Here is a 19,825-nt window from a genome sequence, read left to right as displayed (position 1 = left end):
TCAATACAATCATGTTTCGAATCGGCACCCTGTTAAAAATATCTTTAAAAGGGTGAAATCTTAATGCAACAATTTCTTTTGGTCGCCGCAGCACATTTTTTGGCACTGCTCTCGCCCGGCCCTGATTTCTTTCTGGTTGCGCGTACCTCAATTAAAGCTGGCTGGCGTCATGCAGCAAATGTCTGTCTGGGCATAGCAGTAGCGAACGGATTGTTTATTCTCGCGGCTTTCAGCGGCATAACACTTTTCCGTTCCGGCAGCGTAAGCTATATCGCCATCCAGCTCGCTGGCTGCGTATATTTGCTGTATGTCGGCCAGCTTTTTATCCGCTTTGCTGGCACAAGTTCCATAGCTGAGCACAACGTCAGAATAGAACACAGTATGAGAGTTACTGCTGTTGCAGTAACTCACTACCGTGAATTCGGCATGGGGTTTGTGTCCGGTATTCTTAATCCTAAAAACGCGCTGTTTTATGTCAGTCTGGCTACCTTAATCGGAGGCTCCAACACTGCTGTAGGCTTGAAAAGTGTCTATGCCATCTGGATGTTTTGTGTTGTGCTCTTATGGGATTTACTGGTAGCAGTCTTTATTAGTAATCGTGTGGTGCTGCAATATTTTTCGAGAATATTACCCAGTCTTGAGCGTATCTCAGGTGTAATTCTTATTGGGCTGGCAATGAGTGTTATTACGGCGAATGTAATTAAACTGATATGCTAGCCAGCTTGGCTGCCAGTGAGATAAAGGCATGAATTATAAATTAAAATTATTAATTTCCGTTTCGGATACAAAGCTACTTTGGTAGATCTGTGGCCCGCTATGGGAGAGACGCGGAGATAACATTCTCAGAATAGTTTGGGAACGGTCTTGTCCCACAACCTTTATCGGGCTGATGCTTATCTTGGCAAGATACTTAATTCCAGCCACACTCATTTTCCAGGAGATGACCATGATAACCGTAGAGAAGTCAGATCCATTTTCTTCAGAATCCCATCGTTTAATCGAAATGCTGTCAGCAGAACTTGCCGAAATTACGGGTGATAACGGCAAAAGCAATTTCACCGTTGAAGCAATGTATGATGACAAAGCCATTTGGGTATTGGCAAAAAATGCACATGGCGAAGCAATAGGATGCGGAGCTATTCGGCCATTAACGCAAAAGGTAGCCGAGCTTAAAAGAATGTTTTCAGACCGAAGTGTGCCTGGGGTTGGGAGAGCTTTACTTACTTTTCTGGAAACTTCTGCTAAAGAGATGGGTTATAGCGAACTCAGACTTGAAACCCGACGCATTAACCATCGGGCTGTAAATTTTTACGAGAAAAATGGATATATCCGCATTGAAAATTACGGCCCCTACATGGGTAGGACAGAAGCTGTCTGTTTCGCAAAAGCATTGCGCTTAATGTAATAATTGGTCCTGCCGTCCTCTTCTGGCACTGAGCAGTCCTTGCAAATATAAGGGGCAGTGGAGAATGACCATTAGGAAGTTAAAGAGTGCGGTAATAATTAAGCCGTTATAAATGCATGACTAAATCAGCTAACGTTAACCCCGCATGTAAGAAGTGGCGATCCTCACCAGTAAATTACTATCAACAATTTAAAATAACTCAGGCGTATTTTATCTTTATATTATAAAACAGGAAGTTAGCAATGAAGCTGGCAGTCATCTCGGACATTCATGGTAATATTTTTGCTCTCGACGCTGTGCTGCACGATATTGAAAAACACAGAGTAGATTGTGTTGTTAATCTAGGGGATATTTTTTCAGGTGGTCTTTGCCCGGCGGAAACGGCACAGAGGCTTTTGCCCCTAAATTTCCCCACCATAAAAGGTAACCATGAAAGGCAGCTGCTTGAAATGCAGCCTGAAAAGATGGGACTGTCCGACAGTCATGCCTATCAGCATCTCAGACCAGAGCATTGGGATTGGCTGCGAAAAATTCCTGCCGAATTAACCCTCCATGATGAGATCCTCATGGTTCATGGGGTTCCAGGTAATGACAGCGTTTATCTTCTTGAAGAGGTGACGGGAACTAATGTCAGAGCATCCTCATCCGAAAGGATTAGCAAGTATATAGAACATCAGAGCGCGTCTCTTATTCTCTGTGGTCACACACATATCCCCCGTAGCCTTAACCTGGGATCAGGTTGCCTTATAGTAAATCCCGGTAGCGTTGGTTTGCAGGCCTATGATGACGATCAGCCGTATTATCATAAGATGGAAAGCGGTTCACCGCATGCCCGCTATGCGATTTTAGAAAAGTACGGCGATAAATGGTCCGTCGCGTTCCAAAAAGTAGTGTATAACTGGGAAGAGGCCGCGAAGGTTGCCTTGGCTAACAATCGGCCTGACTGGGTTAACGCGTTAAAAACAGGAAGAATGTAAGAGATAACTGAAGTAAAAAAACTTTTGAATAAAATTATCAGGCTGCTATGAGCAAAAAAGCGGACCTGAGCGGTCAACGGCTGTTAGCTTGCTCTGCTGACAATCAAATTTAACTATAATTTTACTGAATCGTGCTAGTTGAGTCTGTTTTACTGTTTAATCTCTTAATACATGAACTCCTCTCTTAGTAACCCAAAGATCCAGTCATCCTGCCAGCAATCCTGCAAAAAATAGTTTCGCCTCAGCGTGCCTTCCTGCTGAAATCCTACCTTCAGTAATGTCCTGCGTGAGGCTTCATTTCCTGAAGTGACAGTGGCTGTTAGCTTACGATAGCCCTGAGTATTGAAAGCGTAGCGGGCAATATCTTTTAGAGATTCAGTACCATAACCTTTACCTTGAGCTTCGGCGGCAAGGATAAAACCTACTTCTGCGATGCCTTCACCACGCTCAATAAAGCCAGTTACACCAATCTGTATATCTGTATCCTTTTGACTGATAACCATAGATAGCCAGTGTTCCCTGCCTTTTTTCCAAGGTAATAAGCGATTCTCGAAAGACTGGAGTCTAATTTCTTCTGCCGTGCGTGAATCGCTAATATAATGCATTACATGACGATCCTGATTTAATGCCAAGAAAAATGGCCAGTCTTTATGTTCGAGGCACCGATAATTTAGCCTTACAGAATGAACATAATGCATGGATTATTCCCCTGTTTCCCCATGAAAATAGATATTGGAACGTAGCATTTTTAATATTAACCAACATGACGCAACATTTGCAATGCCGCCCCTGGCACGTAGCAGACAGACCAACAGCTGTCAGGTCTGCTTCAAGCGAAAAGCGGACATTGTCGATTCGATGAACTCTTCAGGAGCTGGTGCTTCTTAAAGCCTCGCCTTGAAACAGATAATGTTTAAAGGACTGGGCGCATTCCAGTGCTAATAAAGTTTAAGCATATATAAAAAGGGGTGTTTGCTAACTCCCCTTATTTCATGACTGCCGGTTAAAGCAGTTTTTTTAGAATGCGGTACTAACCCTTCAGTTCAGATTATCCTCGGGACTTTTAGCATTAAGACAATTGTCATGCCGCACAGAAAGATGCTCGCAGCCAGTAAGGCCATGCCCTGAAAACCTATTATGGCTAACATCTGTCCTCCGGCAAGCGCACCAACACCAATCGCTGCATTGAAAATGGCAACGTAAATAGCTGACGCCGGTTGTGCTGCGTCTCCAGCGCTACGAAGCAACCATGTCTGCAATCCAACGAATACAATTGAGACACCCGCGCCCCAAATTGCAAGCAGCATGCCTGTGAACCAGAAAGGAAGCGGTGCCGCACTTCCCATGCCAAGCATGCCAAGCGCGCCCGCACTCAGGAGCAGTGAAATGGAAATAAGCCCTTTGATATGGCGATCGATTAGCTTACCGGCAATGATATTTCCTACCAGTCCAGAAAGTCCTGACATCAGCAACAGACCTGAAATGGAACCCGCCGGTACTCCCTGGCTCTTCATCAACAAGGGTTCCAAGTAAGTGAATGCTGCAAAGTGCGCCGAAATAATACAGGCAGTTGCGCCATAGAGGGAAAGGAGCAACGGATTTTTGAATATCCCCCAGTAAACACTCCGTCTCAGTGGTTTTGGCGCCGAGAGAGTAGGGAGCGTCCAAAATAAAACACAAGCAGTGGCAAGCGCCAGCAGGGAAATCGCTGTAAATGCACTGCGCCATCCGGTCATACCTGTAATTAGACTGGACAGCGGTACACCTAAAACGCTGGCGGCCGAAACGCCGCCAAAAATGACTGACGTGGCCAGCCCAAGCTTTTCAGCCGGAACGAGCTGTGCGGCTACGGTGCCAATTAATGCCCAGAAAGCGCCGTGCGCCAATGCACCAGCCATGCGGGCACTCATAAACCCGCTCATTGAATGCGTCCGGGTTGCCGCGATGCAGGAAAGTCCAAGCATAAACATTAGGCCAACGAGCAGAGCCTTCCGCGGAATTCGCGCTGGCATCGCTCCGGAAAGAAGAGCTGCAAGTGCGGCAATCCAGCCGTATGCGGTCACGACAAGACCCGCACCAGATTCAGTCTGATTTAGATCCTTCGCTAACGTACTGAGCATGCCAACCGGCGCAAGCTCGCTAGTCACAATTGAAAATGCACTTATGCCAAGTGCTGTGACAGCTAGCCAGGTGCGTGCAGGCACCGGGCTTACGTTTAAAATCGTTTCATTCATGTAATAATTACTCTTAAAAGATATTCGGCGAAGTTTACGGAAGAGATTTTGTGCCGGTTTCAGGCAAATACGTCATTCCTTTTGGCGTGTAGCGTTCTCAGGCAATGGGAATGGCGGATACGGCGTTACGCAGCCCCTTCTGCTCAGCGCAACGGAGCAGAACATCCAGTGCCAGTGCAATGACGTTTTACTCAGATGATGGCGATTGCATGTGCCAGGTTTAGGCACAATGTTTCCGCCCAGAGCAAGTAACCAGGCCAGCGCTATCTGCGAAGGTTTAAAGCCTTGCTCACCGCAATTCTGTCATTGATTTCTCGTCGTCACGCGAGCCATGGAATTCATTCATACCCATACAGCCCAGGCCGATTGCGGATACGTTGAGGAATGATGTCAGTTTACGTTTTTGCATGTTTATCTCCTTGTTAGGACTGCAGTATCATCCTACTGAAAGTGATAAAACAGGCCTGAAAACGGAGAGCCGTTTTCCATAATTGGAAAAAAGATATGAAAACAGGTTTTAACTGGGATGATACTCGGATTTTCCTGGCAATCGTTCGTGCGGGTACGCTAAGTGGTGCAGCAGAAGCGATGGAAATGGGCATTGCAACGATTTCCAGAAGGTTGGACCGGCTTGAACAGTCGCTAGCAGTACCACTTTTCAGCAGGCATCAGAGCGGATACCGGCTGACGGATGATGGAGAAGCTCTGCTGGAACGGGCTGAGGCACTCGAATATGCGGGTCTTGCTTTCGGTGAAACAGCGAAACTGCAGGGTAATGTTGCAGGGCTTGTCCGGCTGGCAACATCAGACAATCTGGCCACGCATTTTATCGTGCCTTCGCTGAAAGGGCTTCTGGAAAAGCATCCTGAGCTACGGGTGGAAGTGCTCAGCGGTGTTCAGTCAGTCAATTTGCATCGGAGAGACGCCGATATAGCAATACGCATGGTCAAACCTGACAGCGGGAATCTGACGTTAAAACGTCTCGGAACCGTAGGGTTTGGATTATATGGTGAAGATGCATATCTAAAAATACTGGCTAGTGAACCCGCGGGTTTATCTTTGAATAACGCTAATTATGTGGGCTGGTCGGAGTCACACCAACACCTCCCTGCTGCACGATGGATATCGCGGATGCTTCGCGGCAGGCCATGCAGAGTGAAAGCAAACACACTCGTGGCACAGGTATCCGCAGTTTCAGCTGGCCTAGGTTTAGGGGTTTTGCCACATTTTATGGCCAGGAAAAACGGTCTGCATTGTGTTAATCCTGATATCGGTTTGGATCAGGCATTATGGCTGGTGATGCATTCAGATTTAGCTGGTTCACGGCGAGTCAGAGCAATCGCAGACCATTTAATTACAGTATTGGATGGATATAAAGCTCAACTGACAATTCCATAAACATTTTATTCTTACTTCCAGATATTTGTCTGAATGCTGGATAAGGTTGGCATTGGTAATGTACGGCTTTGGCACGACGCGGCCGGACTATCCGCTATGAGCGAAAAGCGGACATATTCATAAATATGGGCAGGCCTGAATATCCTGGAACACTGGCACCCAGTTCAGGCACGCCCGGGAATTGTGTTATCCAGACCCGCACTGCGCCACATTTGGAGTAAGCGATGACGGGAATGGGGATAACTTTCAGGCACAAGCTGAAGAAATGTTAATCGCGTTACGTTGAAATGGCGGAAGGCATTACGTTTTTCACACCATGCCGCAAGCACAATATCACCAGAAAAGTAACCTAAGGCGAAAGGCCATATCGTTCTTTCACTCACATTACCCAGCCTGTCTGTATAGCCAGTCCGGATTTTCTGTCTCCTCCTGATGGCGCTTCGAAGAGAGTTCAGATTTTCAAAATTGTGATGGGCAACCTGAGTTCTTCCAACTAATTGTGTCGATTCATCAAACAGCGTCTTTAACTTTGCGGGCAGACCTTGCCGGATCTTACCCGTAACTTCAGAAGCTGCTTTTGCGATACCTGCGTCACCATATGCTGATACCCAACGCAATCCGAGCGCCAGTGCGTCGAGCTGCTCAGGGGTAAACATCATAGGCGGCAAATGATGGCTTCGTGAGAGGATAAACCCCGTCCCAGCTTCTCCCTGAATGTCAGCCCCTTGAGCACGTAGCGCGCAAATATCACGGTAAAGCGTGCGAAGGCTGACGGAGAGTTCTTTAGCAAGCCAGTTTCCGCTTACCGGATATCGATGCTGATATAAAATCTGTAGAAGATTGAGTAGGCGCTCTGCACGCTTCGGTCCTGATGCTGACATGTTCTGTCAATGCCCCCTGCGATAGTGAAGTCTCTTTCTTTTTGACGAGTGACACTCATGACTCCTAACCTGATCATTCTTTATGTTGATAACCCAATCACTAGCAGCGGATTTTACCAAAAGCTATTTAATAAAGAACCAGACGTAATGCTTCCAACATGGGCGGCTTTTTCCTTCAAAAACGGCCTGAACCTCGGACTATGGTCAACAACGGCGAGTGACTTTGCATCCTGCGGTGAAGGTAACCGAACTGAGCTGAGTTTTATGGTTAAAGATATTAAGGAGGTTGATGCGCTATATCAGCAGTGGCTAGACTGCGGTGTGCAGATAGAACAGGAGCCAAGGCAGGCTGTTTTTGGCAAGACGTTCGTTGCGTTAGATCCCGACGGGCACCGTATCCGGGTGTGTATACCGGACTAATAAAGACTTTTACCTGCCCATGTTTAAACCTGAAACGTCCGCTTCTGGCACAAAGCAGACAGGCGCTGGCCAGCGTCCACTGTGAGCGAAAAGCGGACATTGAGCACTTCGTTCCAATAAAAACATCGTACTCGTCAGACTCACTTCAACAGCAGTCGTATGCCCAAAAAGGCCATAACGCCTCCGCTTAGTTTATCTATAACCTTGCGGTATTTAATGTAAGCCTGACGTGGCCCGTCAGTTGATAATAAGCATGCAACGATCGCATACCAGAGCACATCAATAAAGAATGCCATTGTGGGCAGGATGATGTACATAACAGGCTGAATATTTTTGCTAAGCGCTGCCGAGAAAATACTGGCAAATACCAGTGCAGTATGGGGATTGCTGATTTGCGTAAATACGCCAGTCATAAACGCTTTCAAGACGCTTACTTCCTCTGTACCGGCAGAATCATTAAAACGGTTTGAAGGACGACGAAACATTTTCAACGCCAGCCATAAAAGATAGCAACCGCCTGCAATCTTAAGTCCTGTGTAAAGTGATGGGACCAGAGTCAGCAGGGTGTGAAGACCTGCTAACGCTATGGCAGCAAAAACAGACGCACCAAACCCCATACCTGCAGCAACAGATAAAGCCGCCCGTCTCGAACTGGACATGGCCATTCGGGCGACGAGAAGAAAGCTAACGCCCGGGCTCATTGCGCCAAACAGGATAGCTACGCCAATAGCAGAAACCGCGATCAAACCACTTGTCATTCATCTTCTCCATCATTAGTCAGTGTCAGACTGCTCCCTCATTGCGCGAACCGCACACCCTATGAACTGCTCACGACTAACAACATAACACTATGCCAACAACGTCCGCTAAGCCACACAGTCATCCAACCTTTTCTATTGCTTTGCGAATCCTGCCCTAGGCTTAAAGAGCGGAAAAATTTCGTACGTACGAAATTCCGGGTACTGGGCCGCGCCTGATGAAATGCTCCGGCGTGCCGGCGGTACTTAAGAGACACAGGCTATCCTGCCGTGCAGCCGCCGACGCAGAGCGGCAATAATGGCAAAACATTTTTCTATCCGGCAGGTTATGTTTATTCCTGATTAATCAATGGCACAAGGACACTACCGTGAAAATCTACTGGACCCTGAAAAGCATTCCCGAACTGGCCGATTTGCCCCTGCGGGAACGCGGAAGCCGGTGGAGGAGCGCATATAAGTCCGCTTTCCGGCACCGGGAAACCTGGTGCGGGATCGCGCTATGCGGTGGCTGTGCGGGCACGGGCGTCTATTTATTCGGTATGGTGGGCGGCGTACTGATGGCCGCATTGGGCGGTTTCCTGTACGGCCAAATAGTGACATACGTTGCCCTTAAATATTACCGCCACCGGCTGCGCGGCGAAGCCGACTGATTTTTGGGGCGATATAGCTTTCCCGCTTTATAACTTCACAATTGCATGCCATTTAGCTATCCGATCGTATTTTACTTGACCATCGCCAACAAAAAATCCAGGCAAAGTTGATAGGCAGTGACCTGCCCGCAGGTTAAAACATTTCAGTGTTAGCAACGTCCCCTTCGAGCTGGAAGCGGACGTCAAATGATGGCGACAGGAAGGTTCTGCCACAATAAACATAACAACCCTGTTATAAATCAGCAGAAGCCAGTTCCGCAAGTCTCTTGAGCACAGAACGGGGATCTACGGAGGAATACTCCATAACGTCTAACCAGATAATTTTCTGTTTGTCGAAGCCCCGATGGTAAAACTGATAGCGAAGACCTGGGGCGCAGACGAGAAGAACGGGATTACGCGTTATCAGAATCTCAATATCGGACTCGGTATCATCAGCAATAACCCGGTAATCCGTGCCGATCCTATCCAGCTCCAGTTGAAGGGATTTAATAAAATTTTCGGTAAGCGCGTACGGGAAATAGCCTCTTTGCAGCGGAGATCGTCCCAGCGTGGGGCTGGGACTGTGAACAACGTAGATAGTTTTGCTTGTCATAACTCTCCCTGTAGTTTGTCAGTTAACCAGACTACAGACTGTCAGTTGTAGCGCTCCGGTGTCCAGCAAAGATGTATTTAACATGAGAGTTCTTGGCCGCATCCCCGCAGGGCCCCTCAGCGCGATTCTGCGGCCAGAGGGCGTTTCTGGCACTTTTTTCTCGGCTCAAACCCTGAAAAATTCCCTGATGATTCCGGCGAGTCTGCATGGCTATGCAGTAAGATCTATTCTCAACCGATTAGTGCATGCTGATGTTGGAAACGTCTGCTCTTGGCACAAAGCGGACACAAGGAACAACGTCCTTCTGTCCCTTTTCTGCTTGCCAGGACGTGTGTCAGGGTGAGCTAACCGGCAAAGCCAGCTAGATTTACCCGGCCGTGCGGGCACGGTCTGGTCAGGAAGGAATATGTCCGATTACTGGCAGACTGCGCCCGGAGGATAATTTATTCGCTGGCGCCCTAAAACCATCAGTTGAAAAAGTGCTCAGTAAATGGTTTTATCATTCATTAATAATTATTCAATATTACTGCATAAGGTCAGATGCGTTGTCACTAGAATCTGCAGAGTGGTTTAGCAGGAATGGCATAGAGTGTTCACGGGTCAGAGCTCGTAATTCGGGCTTTCCGAAACATCTTCACGATGAATATGTCATCAGCGCAAACCTGACGGGGGTTGAGGAAATCTGGCTGGCAGGGAAAACCGCGTATGTTAAAAGTGGTCAGGTTACCTTATATAATCCGGGAACCATTCAGGCTTCGCATTTTGATAGTCAAGCCGTGGAATTCATCAGTGTGCACATACCCCAGACAGTGATAAAAATGCTTGCAGATGAGGATAATCTCAATAGCGCTCATGAAGCCCCTGTTCTGCGAGAAGGCATAATCAATAACAATCGCCTGTTTGACGGGCTGTACCGTTTTGCAACATCAGCCCGGCTGGAGCGGGGCATGGATGAGGAGCAGGAACTGATTTTACTTTGTGGTGAGCTGCTTGAGACGCCAGCTCTACTTCAGAGAGGTGATGAACAGAAAATCAATGTTGTTATCGAATACTTGCGGGAGCACCTAAGCGTAAAACCGCAGCTGGAGATGCTCGCGCAGTTGGCGGGGATGAGCAAATATCATCTTGTTCGCTTCTTCACCCGGCATACGGGTATGCCGCCTCTGCAGTATCATATGCAGCTTCGTCTGCACCATGCCCGCGACTTGCTTCGCAGAAACGTGCATCCGCTCGATGCGGCTATAATGCTGGGATTTTACGATCAGAGTCATTTCATTAATGCATTTCGCAAAGTGATGGGAACAACACCCCATCACTATGCTTCGCATGTCAGATCAGGTCACCATAAAGTCCCGGTACCCTGACACAATCACGTAAAGCGCAAAATAGCTGAATATGAGCGCTGAGGCTATGTAGGAATATTTAAGCAGGCGTTGACCAAGCAGTTTGCCTCCAAAACTTCCAACCAGGCACAAGACACAGGTCCAGAACATTCCCGCGATGAAAAAGCCACTCAGGAACCAGGACGTTGCCGTAACGCTATGCTGGCCCATCCGAGATATCAGCGCACCTCCCACTGTCGCAAACCACAGAATGGCCGTAGGGGAAGACATGGCAAGCACCACGCCCCGGCCAAATTCACGCAGCAGCGGGCGATACTGATGGGTTTCGCTCACGTTAAGCTCCGAAGCCTTCCTGAAAGCGGCCATCAGCATTTTGCCGGCGAACCACAGAAGCATCGCACCACCGCCAATCCACAGTATCCAGCGTACTGCTTCATACTGAAGCAGTACGGCCATTCCCGCCAGTGCCAGTAATGCATATGCCAGGTCACCCACACAAGTCCCCATTCCCAGCCAGAAACCATGAAAATATCCGCGTTGCATGGCAAGGGTAATCATGGCGATATTGGCAATCCCGATATCAAGACACAGCGAAAGGCTCAGTAAGAAACCATTTGAAAACTCGATCATAACGTAAAGCCTTTGAGCTTCTGGTCATACTCGATCATGTCGACAGTTTTACCCAACCGGTTCAGCAGCAGATCCGCATCTTCACGCTGATGATGAGGTGAATAGCATTGCAGGAACGCCAGGACTGCCTCTGTATCACCCTGCAATACGGAGTGTGTCATTGCTATTGGCGTACTCCCGGTCCGTGTAGAAACCGGATGAATTTGACAGGCCGCCTCTGCAAGACGAGCCTGGTGGAAAAGGTCCAGCGCCGCGGGCGAAAGTAAGTCGGGCAGAGAAATATCCATTGTGTGGATATGGTATGAGTCAGCAGCGGGCCAGAACGGCGTCGTAAACATGAAATTCCCTTCTATTATCAGTAACGAGAAGCTTACTTAATCATTGCATCTGTAATCGGTATTGGAAGGAATTGCGCGATGGGGGTCGGAAAGAACAGTTCACTTCAGAACCATAACCGACTTCTTCACTCCGCAGTAAATTAAAGGGCGTGTAGAAAAGCATGATCAAGCGGGGCCTGCCAGTCTAAGGCACTGACAGAGCGTAAGGGACGTTATACCTGAGAGAATTGCCCTGCACCGCATAAATCAACAGAATTCGGTTAGAGCGAAGTCCGCTTCTGGCACCTGGCAGACTTGTGAGGTGGCTTAGGTCCGCTGTGAGCGAGAAGCGGACATTGGTACATCGGTAAATGAAAATTATTTCGCAAGTTTGATACTACATCAGACCGACGAACATGCGGATGCAAAGTCCTATCATGGCAACGCCTGTAAAACTGGTAAAGCCAAAGTGTTTACCAAGCCAGTTTCCAAATGTTCCTGAAGCCATTGTCACTGATCCAAGAAACAAAATTCCAGTCAGTTTCTGGATACTGCACAGAACATGTAGTTGCAGCCAGACCGGGCTAGCGGTCAAATCGATAAACTCAGAAATGAAAAGCAGGGATTTTGGATTAGTCAGTCTATTCAACACGGCTTCCTTAATTGCATTCCTGTCAGATATTTTTTCCTTTTTCCTCAGGCAGATAGTGGAGTCGGGTTTGTGGAGTGATGACGTGATAGGGCGTCAGTTGAGCCATTCTGAGCACAATAATGTACGTGCGGCTACACTTCTGAGCACTTGGATGAACGTCGTTTGATGGTTCAATGGTGGGCTGATTATTTGAATGGAGCTAAGGAGGAATATATTCCTCCTTATGAATTAGTAAAATGTTGATATTTATTTTTCAGCGAGTTTTATTAACGCTGACATGTTAATTTGTAATATTTATTGCAATATCACCTCTTTTACTATGACTTATCTGGAATTTTACAGGTTGATCAACTGCCAACTTATCATTTGTTTTATTTTCACTCAGTCTGAAGTAGTATTCATTACCTTTCTCATCAACTACAAATCCAAAAAATCCTTTAGGGTAAACGTTCTTTACTTTTCCACTAATGATGGTGGTGTTTTTTATTACTGTGGATTGAGTAGTTTGAGGAGACCTACTAGGGAAAGAGATTGAATAGCGTGGATATTTTTTAAAAGGTGTTTTTTCTTTACGGCTGATTTTTTTAGCCAATTCGCGATCGACTTTATTTTCTAAAATTTTTAAACGCCAAAGCTTTTCAACTAATCTTCTATAATGTTCGGTGTCTACTATCCCCACGACATCCCATATATTCTGCGCAGAGAATACAGCCTCATCTATACCTAAAAGGATCACTGCTTTCATATCTTTATCCAAGTTAAATCTATCAAACTGCTCTAAGAATAATGCTTCCTTATTCGAGTATATGGGTTTGTTAAATAATGTTATGCTAAAACCATCCTGGCTCTCTCTAATTTCTGGAGGTGTTAGTTCATTTTCTTGCATTAGTTGATAAATTCTTCGCATTCCTTCGCCCAATTCTCTCATATATCCTAACTCTCTTAAGACTCTTGCTATATATGTATTCCTTGATTGATGCGCCCCTGTTTGATTAATTATATCCTTAATCCTGATGGTCGAAAGTAATGCTCCTGGGCTTTTGAATTCCAATCTGTCATTAAAGATGTATACTTCAACACCTTTACCTTCTTGAGAGTAATCTCTGTGGGCTATTGCATTCAGCAACGCCTCTCGGCAGGCTAGCTCTGGATAAATAGTTTTCTGTTCGAATCGAGCCGATTTATCAATTTTTGTTTGTACTAAATGAGGTCTCAATGCCTCCCATGACTTATCAACAAGATTTAGAATATTCCCGCCTATTGCTTCATCCATTACAACATTATAATTTTTTCCTGTTAAGAGTTCTGTCCCATCTACTCTTATAATTCTGACCTGTAATCTAGGGTGCCATCGAATATATTCTTTAGAAAATAAAAGCAAAGAAGCTCTTCTCAAGTTTAGTTTACTAGTTCCGAACTCTGCTAAATTCAAGTATTGAAGGCATTTCTCAGGAGACATTCCTTTCAAAATAACATCAGATACTGTTCGGATAAGATCAATATCTAAGTCGTCGACCTTGGCAGCATCAATGAATTGCCTATCATACTCTCTGGATAATTTGTCTTGCCGGTCAAATTTTATATTTTCATGAGGTACTGGAACTGACTCTAAATCCTTTCTTTGTAAGCATCTTCCATCTGATGTTATATGTATGACCTCAGTGCTCTTTTCAACTGAAAAATAAATCACTCTTTTGTTCTCTATCGTTATTAGTTTTTTTCTGACAGAATTTAAAGGAGTATCAATGTGTACTCTAACTCTTGGTGCATCCAGGAGGGTGTTTATTTCAGTGTCATTGAAATCATTTATTCCAGTGATTTCTCCGTTATCTTCGACGCCGATAAGTAGCTCGCCGCCATCAGCATTTGCAAATGCAACAAGAGTTTGTGCGATATTTGTCGAAATATCTTTGGTGGGCCTTTTTTCTTTTTTTTCTGGTGGCCCCTGAAGTGCACTTTTGAACTCCCTGAAATGGCTTTCTCCCAAAGTTACTGCCGTTAATGCTCTTTCCTCGATACCAATAAGACTCATTTGCACTCCATTAGAGATTCTAAATCTTCTAGTTAGAAATGAATATTTCGCTTCTTTTAGCGATTACGAATGTAATTTTTCGTCTGTATCTTCTCAGGAATCATATAGCTTGATGACTTTAAAAGTAAAGTGCTCGTCTGTCGTGTCTGTCGTTTCATCATCGGCATGATGGAAGCGCACCTTTGTCGTCGTCATGGGCGTGGGCCGCTTGACCTGCTCTCGGCAAACTAACATAGCATGATGTAAGCAAGTTCCGCCTTTGGCACGGAGCGGATAGACTAACTACTATCAGGTCTGCTTTGAGCGAGGAACGGACGCTCATCACAAACGATCACTTCGGCGGTCGCTGCGCCGAGGACATTCTATAAATAGCTGAAAGATATGCTTTAAATTCTCGGCGATTCATGAAGAAGTGAACTAAGAAAATCATTTGAAAACAGTTTAAATTGGAAAACTGTTACTTATCAAAAAAATGAGGTGGCTATGTTTAAATCATCAGACCAGCAGGATAAAAATAATAATATTACTTTGGAAGAAGTAAGTGTTGATGATTTCTACCATGTTGGGATTTCATCTCTTTTAGAAGAGTATTTAGGTCTATGCGACTCCAGAATGTGGCTTGAGCTTAGTAAATTGGCTTCAGATGCCTACAAAAGCGGTAATATAGCTGGCCAACGTGCATACAATCTTCTGGCAACACTTTGTACGTTTCGGATGTCATCAGACGATCCTGCAGATACATGGCGTCCGCGATGGCAAGATAGTGAACAAACAATGCTAACGCCATCAGCATTGCATAAGAACCAAAATCTAATACTTGCTACCATCATTTTTGATATCGGTCACTCTGCTCTAAGAGCTCGTATTGCGGATGTTGTATGGTCAAATGATCGCTCCCAATACAAAGCTGGCGCTGAAGCTGTAAAAGCCTATTGTGAAATTATAAAAACCCGCATAGTAAATATGGAAAATAATGAGGCTCCTAACTACAGTTTTATATTTGAATTAGTTAATTTATTACAGCGAGCTCTATATATTAATACTTCTATAAGTAAGCGCAACCTCACCCCGAATTATCTAATAGACATTTTCGAAAATTTTTATGAGTTGGCATTTAAAAAATGTCTTTATGTGGTTTTCCAGAGAATCGGGGAGCTAGCTACTGGATATAAGTTAAAAACATGGCAACAAGTTGCACAGGATGGAGAGCTGCTTGTTAACACAGGAAGTAAAAGCGATTATCCCGAGGCTCGAAAAAAAGTTTGGGCACTATCCGCGAAATGCCATGAAAAAGCTAAAAACATGGAAGGGCGACGCCGCTGCTTAGAACAATTAACTTATGAAACTTTGCGAATGTGTGAACAAGTTTCAAGTTATGCGGCTAAAGCTTCATGGACTCGTCAGGCTATTATTGAGCTTCAAGTTGCAGGACAGTTTCGAGAGTGGATCGAAAAATTAAGCATTGAGTTGCGTTCTTTACAACAGGCTAGCTTAAGTGAAATGTCAACAATTAGTGTACCTTTTGATTTGTCGAAGGTATTTTATGAAACTAAAAAAAAATTTGAAGAATTTAATCTACCAGAAATTTTGTATCACTTTGCTCTTATAAGTGTTTCTCCAGCCGTTAAAGATTTGCAGAAAACAGCCTTAGAACATAGACCTTCGGGCCTTGCGTCTCTTTTTCCCAATACATTACATATCGACAGGGAAGGAAAAGTAATCACAAAGACCTCAAGTTCATTCAATGGTGATAGTCCATGTGATGAATGGTTCAAGGCAAATTCTCTTACAACGATGAATCTCATTCGACACACTGTTGTTGAGGCTGGTATAAAACCAGCAAGGTTTACTGTGATGCTTAACTTCCCCCTTGAATTAAGACACTTTGATGCAATTGTTAATTCAAGTCCTTTCATTCCTTATGGGCATGAACATATCTTTAGTCTAGGCTTTTCCCGCTTTTGGCAAGGTGATTTTGTATCCGCTTCATATATTCTCATACCCCAACTTGAGAATACATTACGTCATGTTTTAGCTTGTAATGGCCGCGATACCTCAAAATTTATTGAGGGAGAAAATCAGGAGGATCGCTCATTGTCTGGGATATTGGATAATAGGCGAGACGACTTAGTTGCCGTTCTGGGGGAAAATATAGTTAATGAAATTGATTTACTATTTCATTATAAAGCAGGCCCATCTCTTCGGCATAAAGTTGCACATGGTAAACTGACGGCAGGTGATTGCTATAGTACAGACAGTGTATATGCATGTTGGTTTATTTATAGTCTGATATGTTTGCCAATTCTCGATTATTGGGAAGAACAGATAGCACCCCAGATTGAGCTTACTCTTTGAATTAGTATTATTTTTTAATATCCGTTCCTAGCACAAAGCGGCCAGCCAGTAATTTTGAAATCTGATAATTGCCCGAATGAAAGTTGTGGCATAGCTTAACGCCTTGAGCTCAGCACTAAGCTATGCGTGATGTGTGGGTATCTTATGAGATACTCAACTAATTATAAGCGACGCTCTGAATTGAGTGATGCTGTCTAGTCTGGGAGTGATGACACATATCATCAACGATGCATGTACTAACGAGTTTGATGATTGCCCAGTTATATAGGCAAAAAACAGCTAAATCTGAAATTCATACCTAAATCTCTCACTCCCAGTAACCAATCTATTTTGCTATGGTGTCAGTTACTGGGAGGAGTCAGACATGCGCACTGACCTGCTCCCCGTTAATCAACACTAATTGCCATTAGCTACTTCCGCTTTAGGCACAAAGCGGACGGTCACGTCTGAAGCAGTTTCTGTATTCAGGGTTGTTGTTGCCCTGCTTTTACCCTGAGTATGGTTTGCCGGGTAGTATTAAATTCACGCGCAATGGCGCTGGTGCTTATCCCGGCATTAAGACGTTCTGTTACTACTCGTTTTTGTTCCTCGCTCAGGACAGGCGGGCGGCCAAAACGTTTGCCTGAAGCTTTAGCCCGGGCAATACCTGCATGGGTGCGCTCAAGAAGTAAGTCTCGTTCAAACTCAGCGACAGCAGAAATAACCTGCATTGTCATTTTGCCGGCCGGACTGGTGAGATCTACACCGCCTAACGCCAGACAGTGAACGCGAATTTCTGATGTGGCGAGCAGTTCAACCGTTTTCCTGATATCCATAGCGTTACGTCCTAGGCGGTCCAGCTTTGTAACGATGAGGACGTCACCATTTTCCATTCGATCAAGCAGCCGCATAAATCCGGGGCGTTCTCCAGCAGCGACTGATCCGCTGATATATTCTTCGATTAAACGCTGCGGTCTGATGGCGAAACCTGCTGCATCGATTTCTCTGCGCTGGTTTTCAGTGTTCTGCTCAAGTGTAGATACCCGGCAATAGGCAAAAACTCGTGACATAGTGTTACTTTCCGTACGAAATGGATGTACGTATTATAAAGCATGTACGAAATGAATTTCACTCACTTTCGGACGCTGCCTATGTAGCGTGTACGAAACCGACCGATTTCGGTCAGTATAAAGTAATAACTCTTATGAACTACCTGTAGGAGTTAAGCAGTAGAGGTTAAGCAGGCGCTAAATCGGAGTTCATGGATGTTATATCGCCCATTCGTGAAAAGGAGTACGTGACGATTGCTCCCGGTGTCGAGCAAGTCATCGGACACATTACTACAAAATGGGTATGACCCCATCAGCCGACGCTGGGTTTGTCAAAGAGAGTGTGAGGCACTACAACAAACACTGGATGATATGTTTATCCAAAAATCTTGGAACACAATAAACCCACAACACCGCCGATAGTTAAGATAATTAGACTTGCTGCAACGGGGCCCCAAAATTCAAAACTTATTAGAAATAATTTTCTGGAAGCACCTTCGGCTGTGCTTTTATCGACCATTGCCATTGTTTGGGCTCGTAATGTTTTAATATCGTGATTGATTTTTTCCAGTTCAGCCTGACTAATTCCCATGTTTTGACTCCAAAAAAATGTCTATTGTCTATATATAACAAAGCATACAGAGCCAAAGCTTGCAACCGCGGACCATTCAGATGAAACCAATATGAGCACTTTACAATTGGACGCAAAAAGCACCGGTAGATCCATCCATAAACCCAGATGAAAAAGCCAGTACCTGCTCCCCTTCAGAAAGCACCTCTGGTAAGTGGTTTAATTCTTTCTTAGTGAAAAATTGATCTTCTCCAATCAATCTTGCTATCTTTTTATATTCCTGATCACGAGCTTCTTTTGATGCTTTTTTAAAGTCAAATGCCATTTTCCTCTCCAATTTATTATAGTTAAAGTCAGTTTTTTTAAGTTTGATGCTTCACTATAGTGCAGTGCCAATTCTGCGGCCCTCGCACTCTTATTGAGTTTTTAATGGCAGACCATGTGGACAATCGTGATGAGTATTGCATGGGTACTGGCGAATACATGAATAAGAAAACGGAGCCTTTCGGCTCCTTTTTTGCGTATTCACGTTCCGATTAGTGCTTTGGCTTTTGCCCGTATTTCAGCAAGTTCAATAGCACTTACCGCACCTTTTTTGCTGGCGTTACTTTCGCGCCAGTCCAGACTTTTAACCTGATCGGATAAAACAGCGCTTTCTCTATTTCCCTGAATAATCACTTCAAAGGGATAGCCTTTTATCTTGGTTGTCATAGGGCAGCATAACATTAATCCTATGCGACCATTATAGGTGGCGGGACTGAGTACAACTGCGGGGCGATGACCTGCCTGCTCATGTCCAGCTTGGGGATCGAAATCGAGCCACACTATATCGCCAGCGTCAGGTGTATAGCCTTTTACCATCTTACAGAACCTCTCGGCCAACAGGTGTGCCAAAATCTATTTCATCATGAACATTATCAGCGGTAACACCGGCTAAAAGTGAATCCAAAGAATATTCTTTAGCGCGTACCGGTACTATCACAATACGCCCATCTTCCACTTGAATATCAACAGTGTCATCAACGCTGAGAGCTGCAGCTTGCATAATTGCAATAGGTAAACGCACTGAAGGGCTATTACCCCATTTCTTTACTGTAACCTGAGCCATATCCCACCTCCGACGTATCAACAATGATGATACTTTACCTTAAAGATATGACAGTTTCGACATTGTTGATACTTAATAGATATATATTCAAAAGTGCAGAGTCTGCACGTTATTCAATTTTTTGAGCTTTAAACATGAGGGCACTAGCGTTTCAATAAATGGCGCGAATTATCTAAGCAGACTCGGAATGATTTGAAGCATAAGTTTTCAATCTGTCCTGCTGCCGCTACTGGGGCACAAATGCCTTTTCGATAGTTTTATTACGCGCCATTACTCATACGAATTGCAATCGCGCACAATATTTAAATGATTTTTTACAACGGATTAACTCTGGCCGTCCGATTTGTGTTGTGAGTTGAATAGACCCGGCTTTCGTAGACACTTTTTTGCCTCATAATGGACTGCCCCCGCCCCGGTAGACGATCCTGCCCTATAGTTTGAGCATAGGAGGAGCGTATGGGCACACCACGATTT

21 protein-coding genes and 2 pseudogenes are annotated in these 19,825 nt (G+C 45.0%); 9 read left to right on the top strand and 14 right to left on the bottom strand.

Features of this window, described 5'->3' with window-relative positions; translation table 11 throughout:
* The first annotated feature begins 63 nt into the window (after window positions 1-63).
* The 3 genes from SC206_RS01985 (at window position 64) to SC206_RS01975 (ending at window position 2,382) form a co-directional block, all read left to right on the top strand.
* On the top strand, window positions 64-717 hold the full coding sequence (locus SC206_RS01985; protein WP_332733672.1) for a LysE family translocator: 654 nt from the start codon (window positions 64-66) through the stop codon (window positions 715-717).
* Window positions 718-946: 229 nt separating this feature from the next.
* On the top strand, window positions 947-1,405 hold the full coding sequence (locus tag SC206_RS01980; RefSeq protein ID WP_332733670.1) for a GNAT family N-acetyltransferase: 459 nt from the start codon (window positions 947-949) through the stop codon (window positions 1,403-1,405).
* Window positions 1,406-1,647: 242 nt separating this feature from the next.
* Entirely contained in the window at window positions 1,648-2,382 is a 735-nt protein-coding gene (locus tag SC206_RS01975) for a metallophosphoesterase family protein (protein WP_332733668.1), read from the top strand.
* Between the two features lie 164 nt (window positions 2,383-2,546).
* Here SC206_RS01975 and SC206_RS01970 read toward each other — a convergent pair whose 3' ends face one another.
* Together SC206_RS01970 and SC206_RS01965 are read right to left on the bottom strand one after the other, a co-directional pair.
* Window positions 2,547-3,080, bottom strand: a complete 534-nt coding sequence (locus SC206_RS01970; protein WP_332733666.1) for a GNAT family N-acetyltransferase — start codon at window positions 3,078-3,080, stop codon at window positions 2,547-2,549.
* Between the two features lie 345 nt (window positions 3,081-3,425).
* Window positions 3,426-4,616 carry an MFS transporter gene (locus SC206_RS01965; RefSeq protein WP_332733664.1) on the bottom strand — a complete coding sequence of 397 codons (1,191 nt, stop codon included), beginning with the start codon at window positions 4,614-4,616 and terminating at the stop codon, window positions 3,426-3,428.
* Window positions 4,617-5,120: 504 nt separating this feature from the next.
* Here SC206_RS01965 and SC206_RS01960 point away from each other — a divergent pair.
* Window positions 5,121-6,014, top strand: coding sequence for a LysR family transcriptional regulator (locus SC206_RS01960; protein WP_332733662.1), 894 nt, complete (start codon window positions 5,121-5,123; stop codon window positions 6,012-6,014).
* Window positions 6,015-6,178: 164 nt separating this feature from the next.
* Here SC206_RS01960 and SC206_RS01955 read toward each other — a convergent pair whose 3' ends face one another.
* Window positions 6,179-6,895 carry a helix-turn-helix transcriptional regulator gene (locus tag SC206_RS01955; protein ID WP_332733660.1) on the bottom strand — a complete coding sequence of 239 codons (717 nt, stop codon included), beginning with the start codon at window positions 6,893-6,895 and terminating at the stop codon, window positions 6,179-6,181.
* A 57-nt stretch (window positions 6,896-6,952) separates the two neighbouring features.
* Here SC206_RS01955 and SC206_RS01950 point away from each other — a divergent pair, with 57 nt between their 5' ends.
* Entirely contained in the window at window positions 6,953-7,315 is a 363-nt protein-coding gene (locus SC206_RS01950) for a VOC family protein (protein ID WP_332733658.1), read from the top strand.
* A gap of 140 nt (window positions 7,316-7,455) precedes the next feature.
* Here the strand turns inward: SC206_RS01950 and SC206_RS01945 are convergent, their stop codons facing one another.
* The gene (locus SC206_RS01945) at window positions 7,456-8,073 is read right to left on the bottom strand and encodes a LysE family translocator (RefSeq protein WP_332733656.1); all 618 of its coding nucleotides are present in this window, start codon (window positions 8,071-8,073) and stop codon (window positions 7,456-7,458) included.
* A 368-nt stretch (window positions 8,074-8,441) separates the two neighbouring features.
* Here SC206_RS01945 and SC206_RS01940 point away from each other — a divergent pair, with 368 nt between their 5' ends.
* On the top strand, window positions 8,442-8,723 hold the full coding sequence (locus tag SC206_RS01940) for a hypothetical protein (RefSeq protein WP_332733654.1): 282 nt from the start codon (window positions 8,442-8,444) through the stop codon (window positions 8,721-8,723).
* A 232-nt stretch (window positions 8,724-8,955) separates the two neighbouring features.
* On the opposite strand, the gene SC206_RS01935 is transcribed toward SC206_RS01940, so the two are convergent.
* Window positions 8,956-9,315, bottom strand: a complete 360-nt coding sequence (locus SC206_RS01935; RefSeq protein ID WP_332733652.1) for a hypothetical protein — start codon at window positions 9,313-9,315, stop codon at window positions 8,956-8,958.
* A gap of 545 nt (window positions 9,316-9,860) precedes the next feature.
* Here SC206_RS01935 and SC206_RS01930 point away from each other — a divergent pair.
* Window positions 9,861-10,679: a helix-turn-helix transcriptional regulator gene (locus SC206_RS01930; protein ID WP_332733650.1), complete on the top strand. Its 819-nt coding sequence runs from the start codon at window positions 9,861-9,863 to the stop codon at window positions 10,677-10,679.
* Here the strand turns inward: SC206_RS01930 and SC206_RS01925 are convergent.
* From SC206_RS01925 to SC206_RS01915, 3 genes and pseudogenes are all read right to left on the bottom strand, one after another.
* Window positions 10,650-11,288, bottom strand: a complete 639-nt coding sequence (locus SC206_RS01925) for a LysE family transporter (RefSeq protein WP_332733648.1) — start codon at window positions 11,286-11,288, stop codon at window positions 10,650-10,652. The two genes, SC206_RS01930 and SC206_RS01925, sit on opposite strands and share 30 nt — an antisense overlap.
* Window positions 11,285-11,626: a hypothetical protein gene (locus tag SC206_RS01920; protein ID WP_332733646.1), complete on the bottom strand. Its 342-nt coding sequence runs from the start codon at window positions 11,624-11,626 to the stop codon at window positions 11,285-11,287. The genes SC206_RS01925 and SC206_RS01920 overlap by 4 nt, the downstream gene beginning before the upstream one ends.
* A 376-nt stretch (window positions 11,627-12,002) precedes the next feature.
* Window positions 12,003-12,305, bottom strand: a pseudogene (locus tag SC206_RS01915) (LysE family translocator); the annotation flags it as partial.
* A 10-nt stretch (window positions 12,306-12,315) separates the two neighbouring features.
* Here SC206_RS01915 and SC206_RS01910 point away from each other — a divergent pair.
* A pseudogene (locus tag SC206_RS01910) lies at window positions 12,316-12,500 on the top strand (tyrosine-type recombinase/integrase); the annotation flags it as partial.
* A gap of 37 nt (window positions 12,501-12,537) precedes the next feature.
* Here SC206_RS01910 and SC206_RS01905 read toward each other — a convergent pair.
* Window positions 12,538-14,289, bottom strand: a complete 1,752-nt coding sequence (locus SC206_RS01905) for an ATP-binding protein (RefSeq protein WP_332733644.1) — start codon at window positions 14,287-14,289, stop codon at window positions 12,538-12,540.
* 483 nt (window positions 14,290-14,772) lie between these two features.
* Here SC206_RS01905 and SC206_RS01900 point away from each other — a divergent pair, with 483 nt between their 5' ends.
* Entirely contained in the window at window positions 14,773-16,644 is a 1,872-nt protein-coding gene (locus tag SC206_RS01900) for a DUF7380 domain-containing protein (protein WP_332733642.1), read from the top strand.
* 464 nt (window positions 16,645-17,108) lie between these two features.
* Here SC206_RS01900 and SC206_RS01895 read toward each other — a convergent pair whose 3' ends face one another.
* The 5 genes from SC206_RS01895 to SC206_RS01875 all read right to left on the bottom strand — a co-directional run bounded on the left by SC206_RS01895 (window position 17,109) and on the right by SC206_RS01875 (window position 19,351).
* A complete protein-coding gene (locus SC206_RS01895; RefSeq protein ID WP_332733640.1) occupies window positions 17,109-17,693 on the bottom strand; it encodes a recombinase family protein in 585 nt (194 codons plus the stop codon).
* 355 nt (window positions 17,694-18,048) lie between these two features.
* On the bottom strand, window positions 18,049-18,264 hold the full coding sequence (locus SC206_RS01890; RefSeq protein WP_332733638.1) for a hypothetical protein: 216 nt from the start codon (window positions 18,262-18,264) through the stop codon (window positions 18,049-18,051).
* A 100-nt stretch (window positions 18,265-18,364) separates the two neighbouring features.
* The gene (locus tag SC206_RS01885) at window positions 18,365-18,568 is read right to left on the bottom strand and encodes a hypothetical protein (RefSeq protein ID WP_332733636.1); all 204 of its coding nucleotides are present in this window, start codon (window positions 18,566-18,568) and stop codon (window positions 18,365-18,367) included.
* Window positions 18,569-18,768: 200 nt separating this feature from the next.
* A complete protein-coding gene (gene mazF, locus SC206_RS01880) occupies window positions 18,769-19,104 on the bottom strand; it encodes an endoribonuclease MazF (protein WP_332733634.1) in 336 nt (111 codons plus the stop codon).
* Between the two features lies 1 nt (window position 19,105).
* Window positions 19,106-19,351, bottom strand: coding sequence for an AbrB/MazE/SpoVT family DNA-binding domain-containing protein (locus SC206_RS01875; RefSeq protein ID WP_332733632.1), 246 nt, complete (start codon window positions 19,349-19,351; stop codon window positions 19,106-19,108).
* Window positions 19,352-19,825: the final 474 nt, after the last annotated feature.

The sequence above is a fragment of the Rouxiella sp. T17 genome, assembly GCF_036663475.1.
Classification (GTDB): domain Bacteria; phylum Pseudomonadota; class Gammaproteobacteria; order Enterobacterales; family Enterobacteriaceae; genus Rouxiella.
The sequence above is the reverse complement of the archived record's forward strand: the minus strand, read 5'-3'. Positions and strand labels throughout refer to the sequence as shown.

Bases quoted from the DNA above. Each gene is read 5' to 3' on its own strand.
- SC206_RS01985 (WP_332733672.1), top strand. From the start codon at position 64: ATGCAACAATTTCTTTTGGTCGCCGCAGCACATTTTTTGGCACTGCTC.
- SC206_RS01980 (WP_332733670.1), top strand. From the start codon at position 947: ATGATAACCGTAGAGAAGTCAGATCCATTTTCTTCAGAATCCCATCGT.
- SC206_RS01975 (WP_332733668.1), top strand. From the start codon at position 1,648: ATGAAGCTGGCAGTCATCTCGGACATTCATGGTAATATTTTTGCTCTC.
- SC206_RS01970 (WP_332733666.1), bottom strand. From the start codon at position 3,080: ATGCATTATGTTCATTCTGTAAGGCTAAATTATCGGTGCCTCGAACAT.
- SC206_RS01965 (WP_332733664.1), bottom strand. From the start codon at position 4,616: ATGAATGAAACGATTTTAAACGTAAGCCCGGTGCCTGCACGCACCTGG.
- SC206_RS01960 (WP_332733662.1), top strand. From the start codon at position 5,121: ATGAAAACAGGTTTTAACTGGGATGATACTCGGATTTTCCTGGCAATC.
- SC206_RS01955 (WP_332733660.1), bottom strand. From the start codon at position 6,895: ATGTCAGCATCAGGACCGAAGCGTGCAGAGCGCCTACTCAATCTTCTA.
- SC206_RS01950 (WP_332733658.1), top strand. From the start codon at position 6,953: ATGACTCCTAACCTGATCATTCTTTATGTTGATAACCCAATCACTAGC.
- SC206_RS01945 (WP_332733656.1), bottom strand. From the start codon at position 8,073: ATGACAAGTGGTTTGATCGCGGTTTCTGCTATTGGCGTAGCTATCCTG.
- SC206_RS01935 (WP_332733652.1), bottom strand. From the start codon at position 9,315: ATGACAAGCAAAACTATCTACGTTGTTCACAGTCCCAGCCCCACGCTG.
- SC206_RS01925 (WP_332733648.1), bottom strand. From the start codon at position 11,288: ATGATCGAGTTTTCAAATGGTTTCTTACTGAGCCTTTCGCTGTGTCTT.
- SC206_RS01920 (WP_332733646.1), bottom strand. From the start codon at position 11,626: ATGTTTACGACGCCGTTCTGGCCCGCTGCTGACTCATACCATATCCAC.
- SC206_RS01905 (WP_332733644.1), bottom strand. From the start codon at position 14,289: ATGAGTCTTATTGGTATCGAGGAAAGAGCATTAACGGCAGTAACTTTG.
- SC206_RS01900 (WP_332733642.1), top strand. From the start codon at position 14,773: ATGTTTAAATCATCAGACCAGCAGGATAAAAATAATAATATTACTTTG.
- SC206_RS01895 (WP_332733640.1), bottom strand. From the start codon at position 17,693: ATGTCACGAGTTTTTGCCTATTGCCGGGTATCTACACTTGAGCAGAAC.
- SC206_RS01890 (WP_332733638.1), bottom strand. From the start codon at position 18,264: ATGGGAATTAGTCAGGCTGAACTGGAAAAAATCAATCACGATATTAAA.
- SC206_RS01885 (WP_332733636.1), bottom strand. From the start codon at position 18,568: ATGGCATTTGACTTTAAAAAAGCATCAAAAGAAGCTCGTGATCAGGAA.
- mazF (WP_332733634.1), bottom strand. From the start codon at position 19,104: ATGGTAAAAGGCTATACACCTGACGCTGGCGATATAGTGTGGCTCGAT.
- SC206_RS01875 (WP_332733632.1), bottom strand. From the start codon at position 19,351: ATGGCTCAGGTTACAGTAAAGAAATGGGGTAATAGCCCTTCAGTGCGT.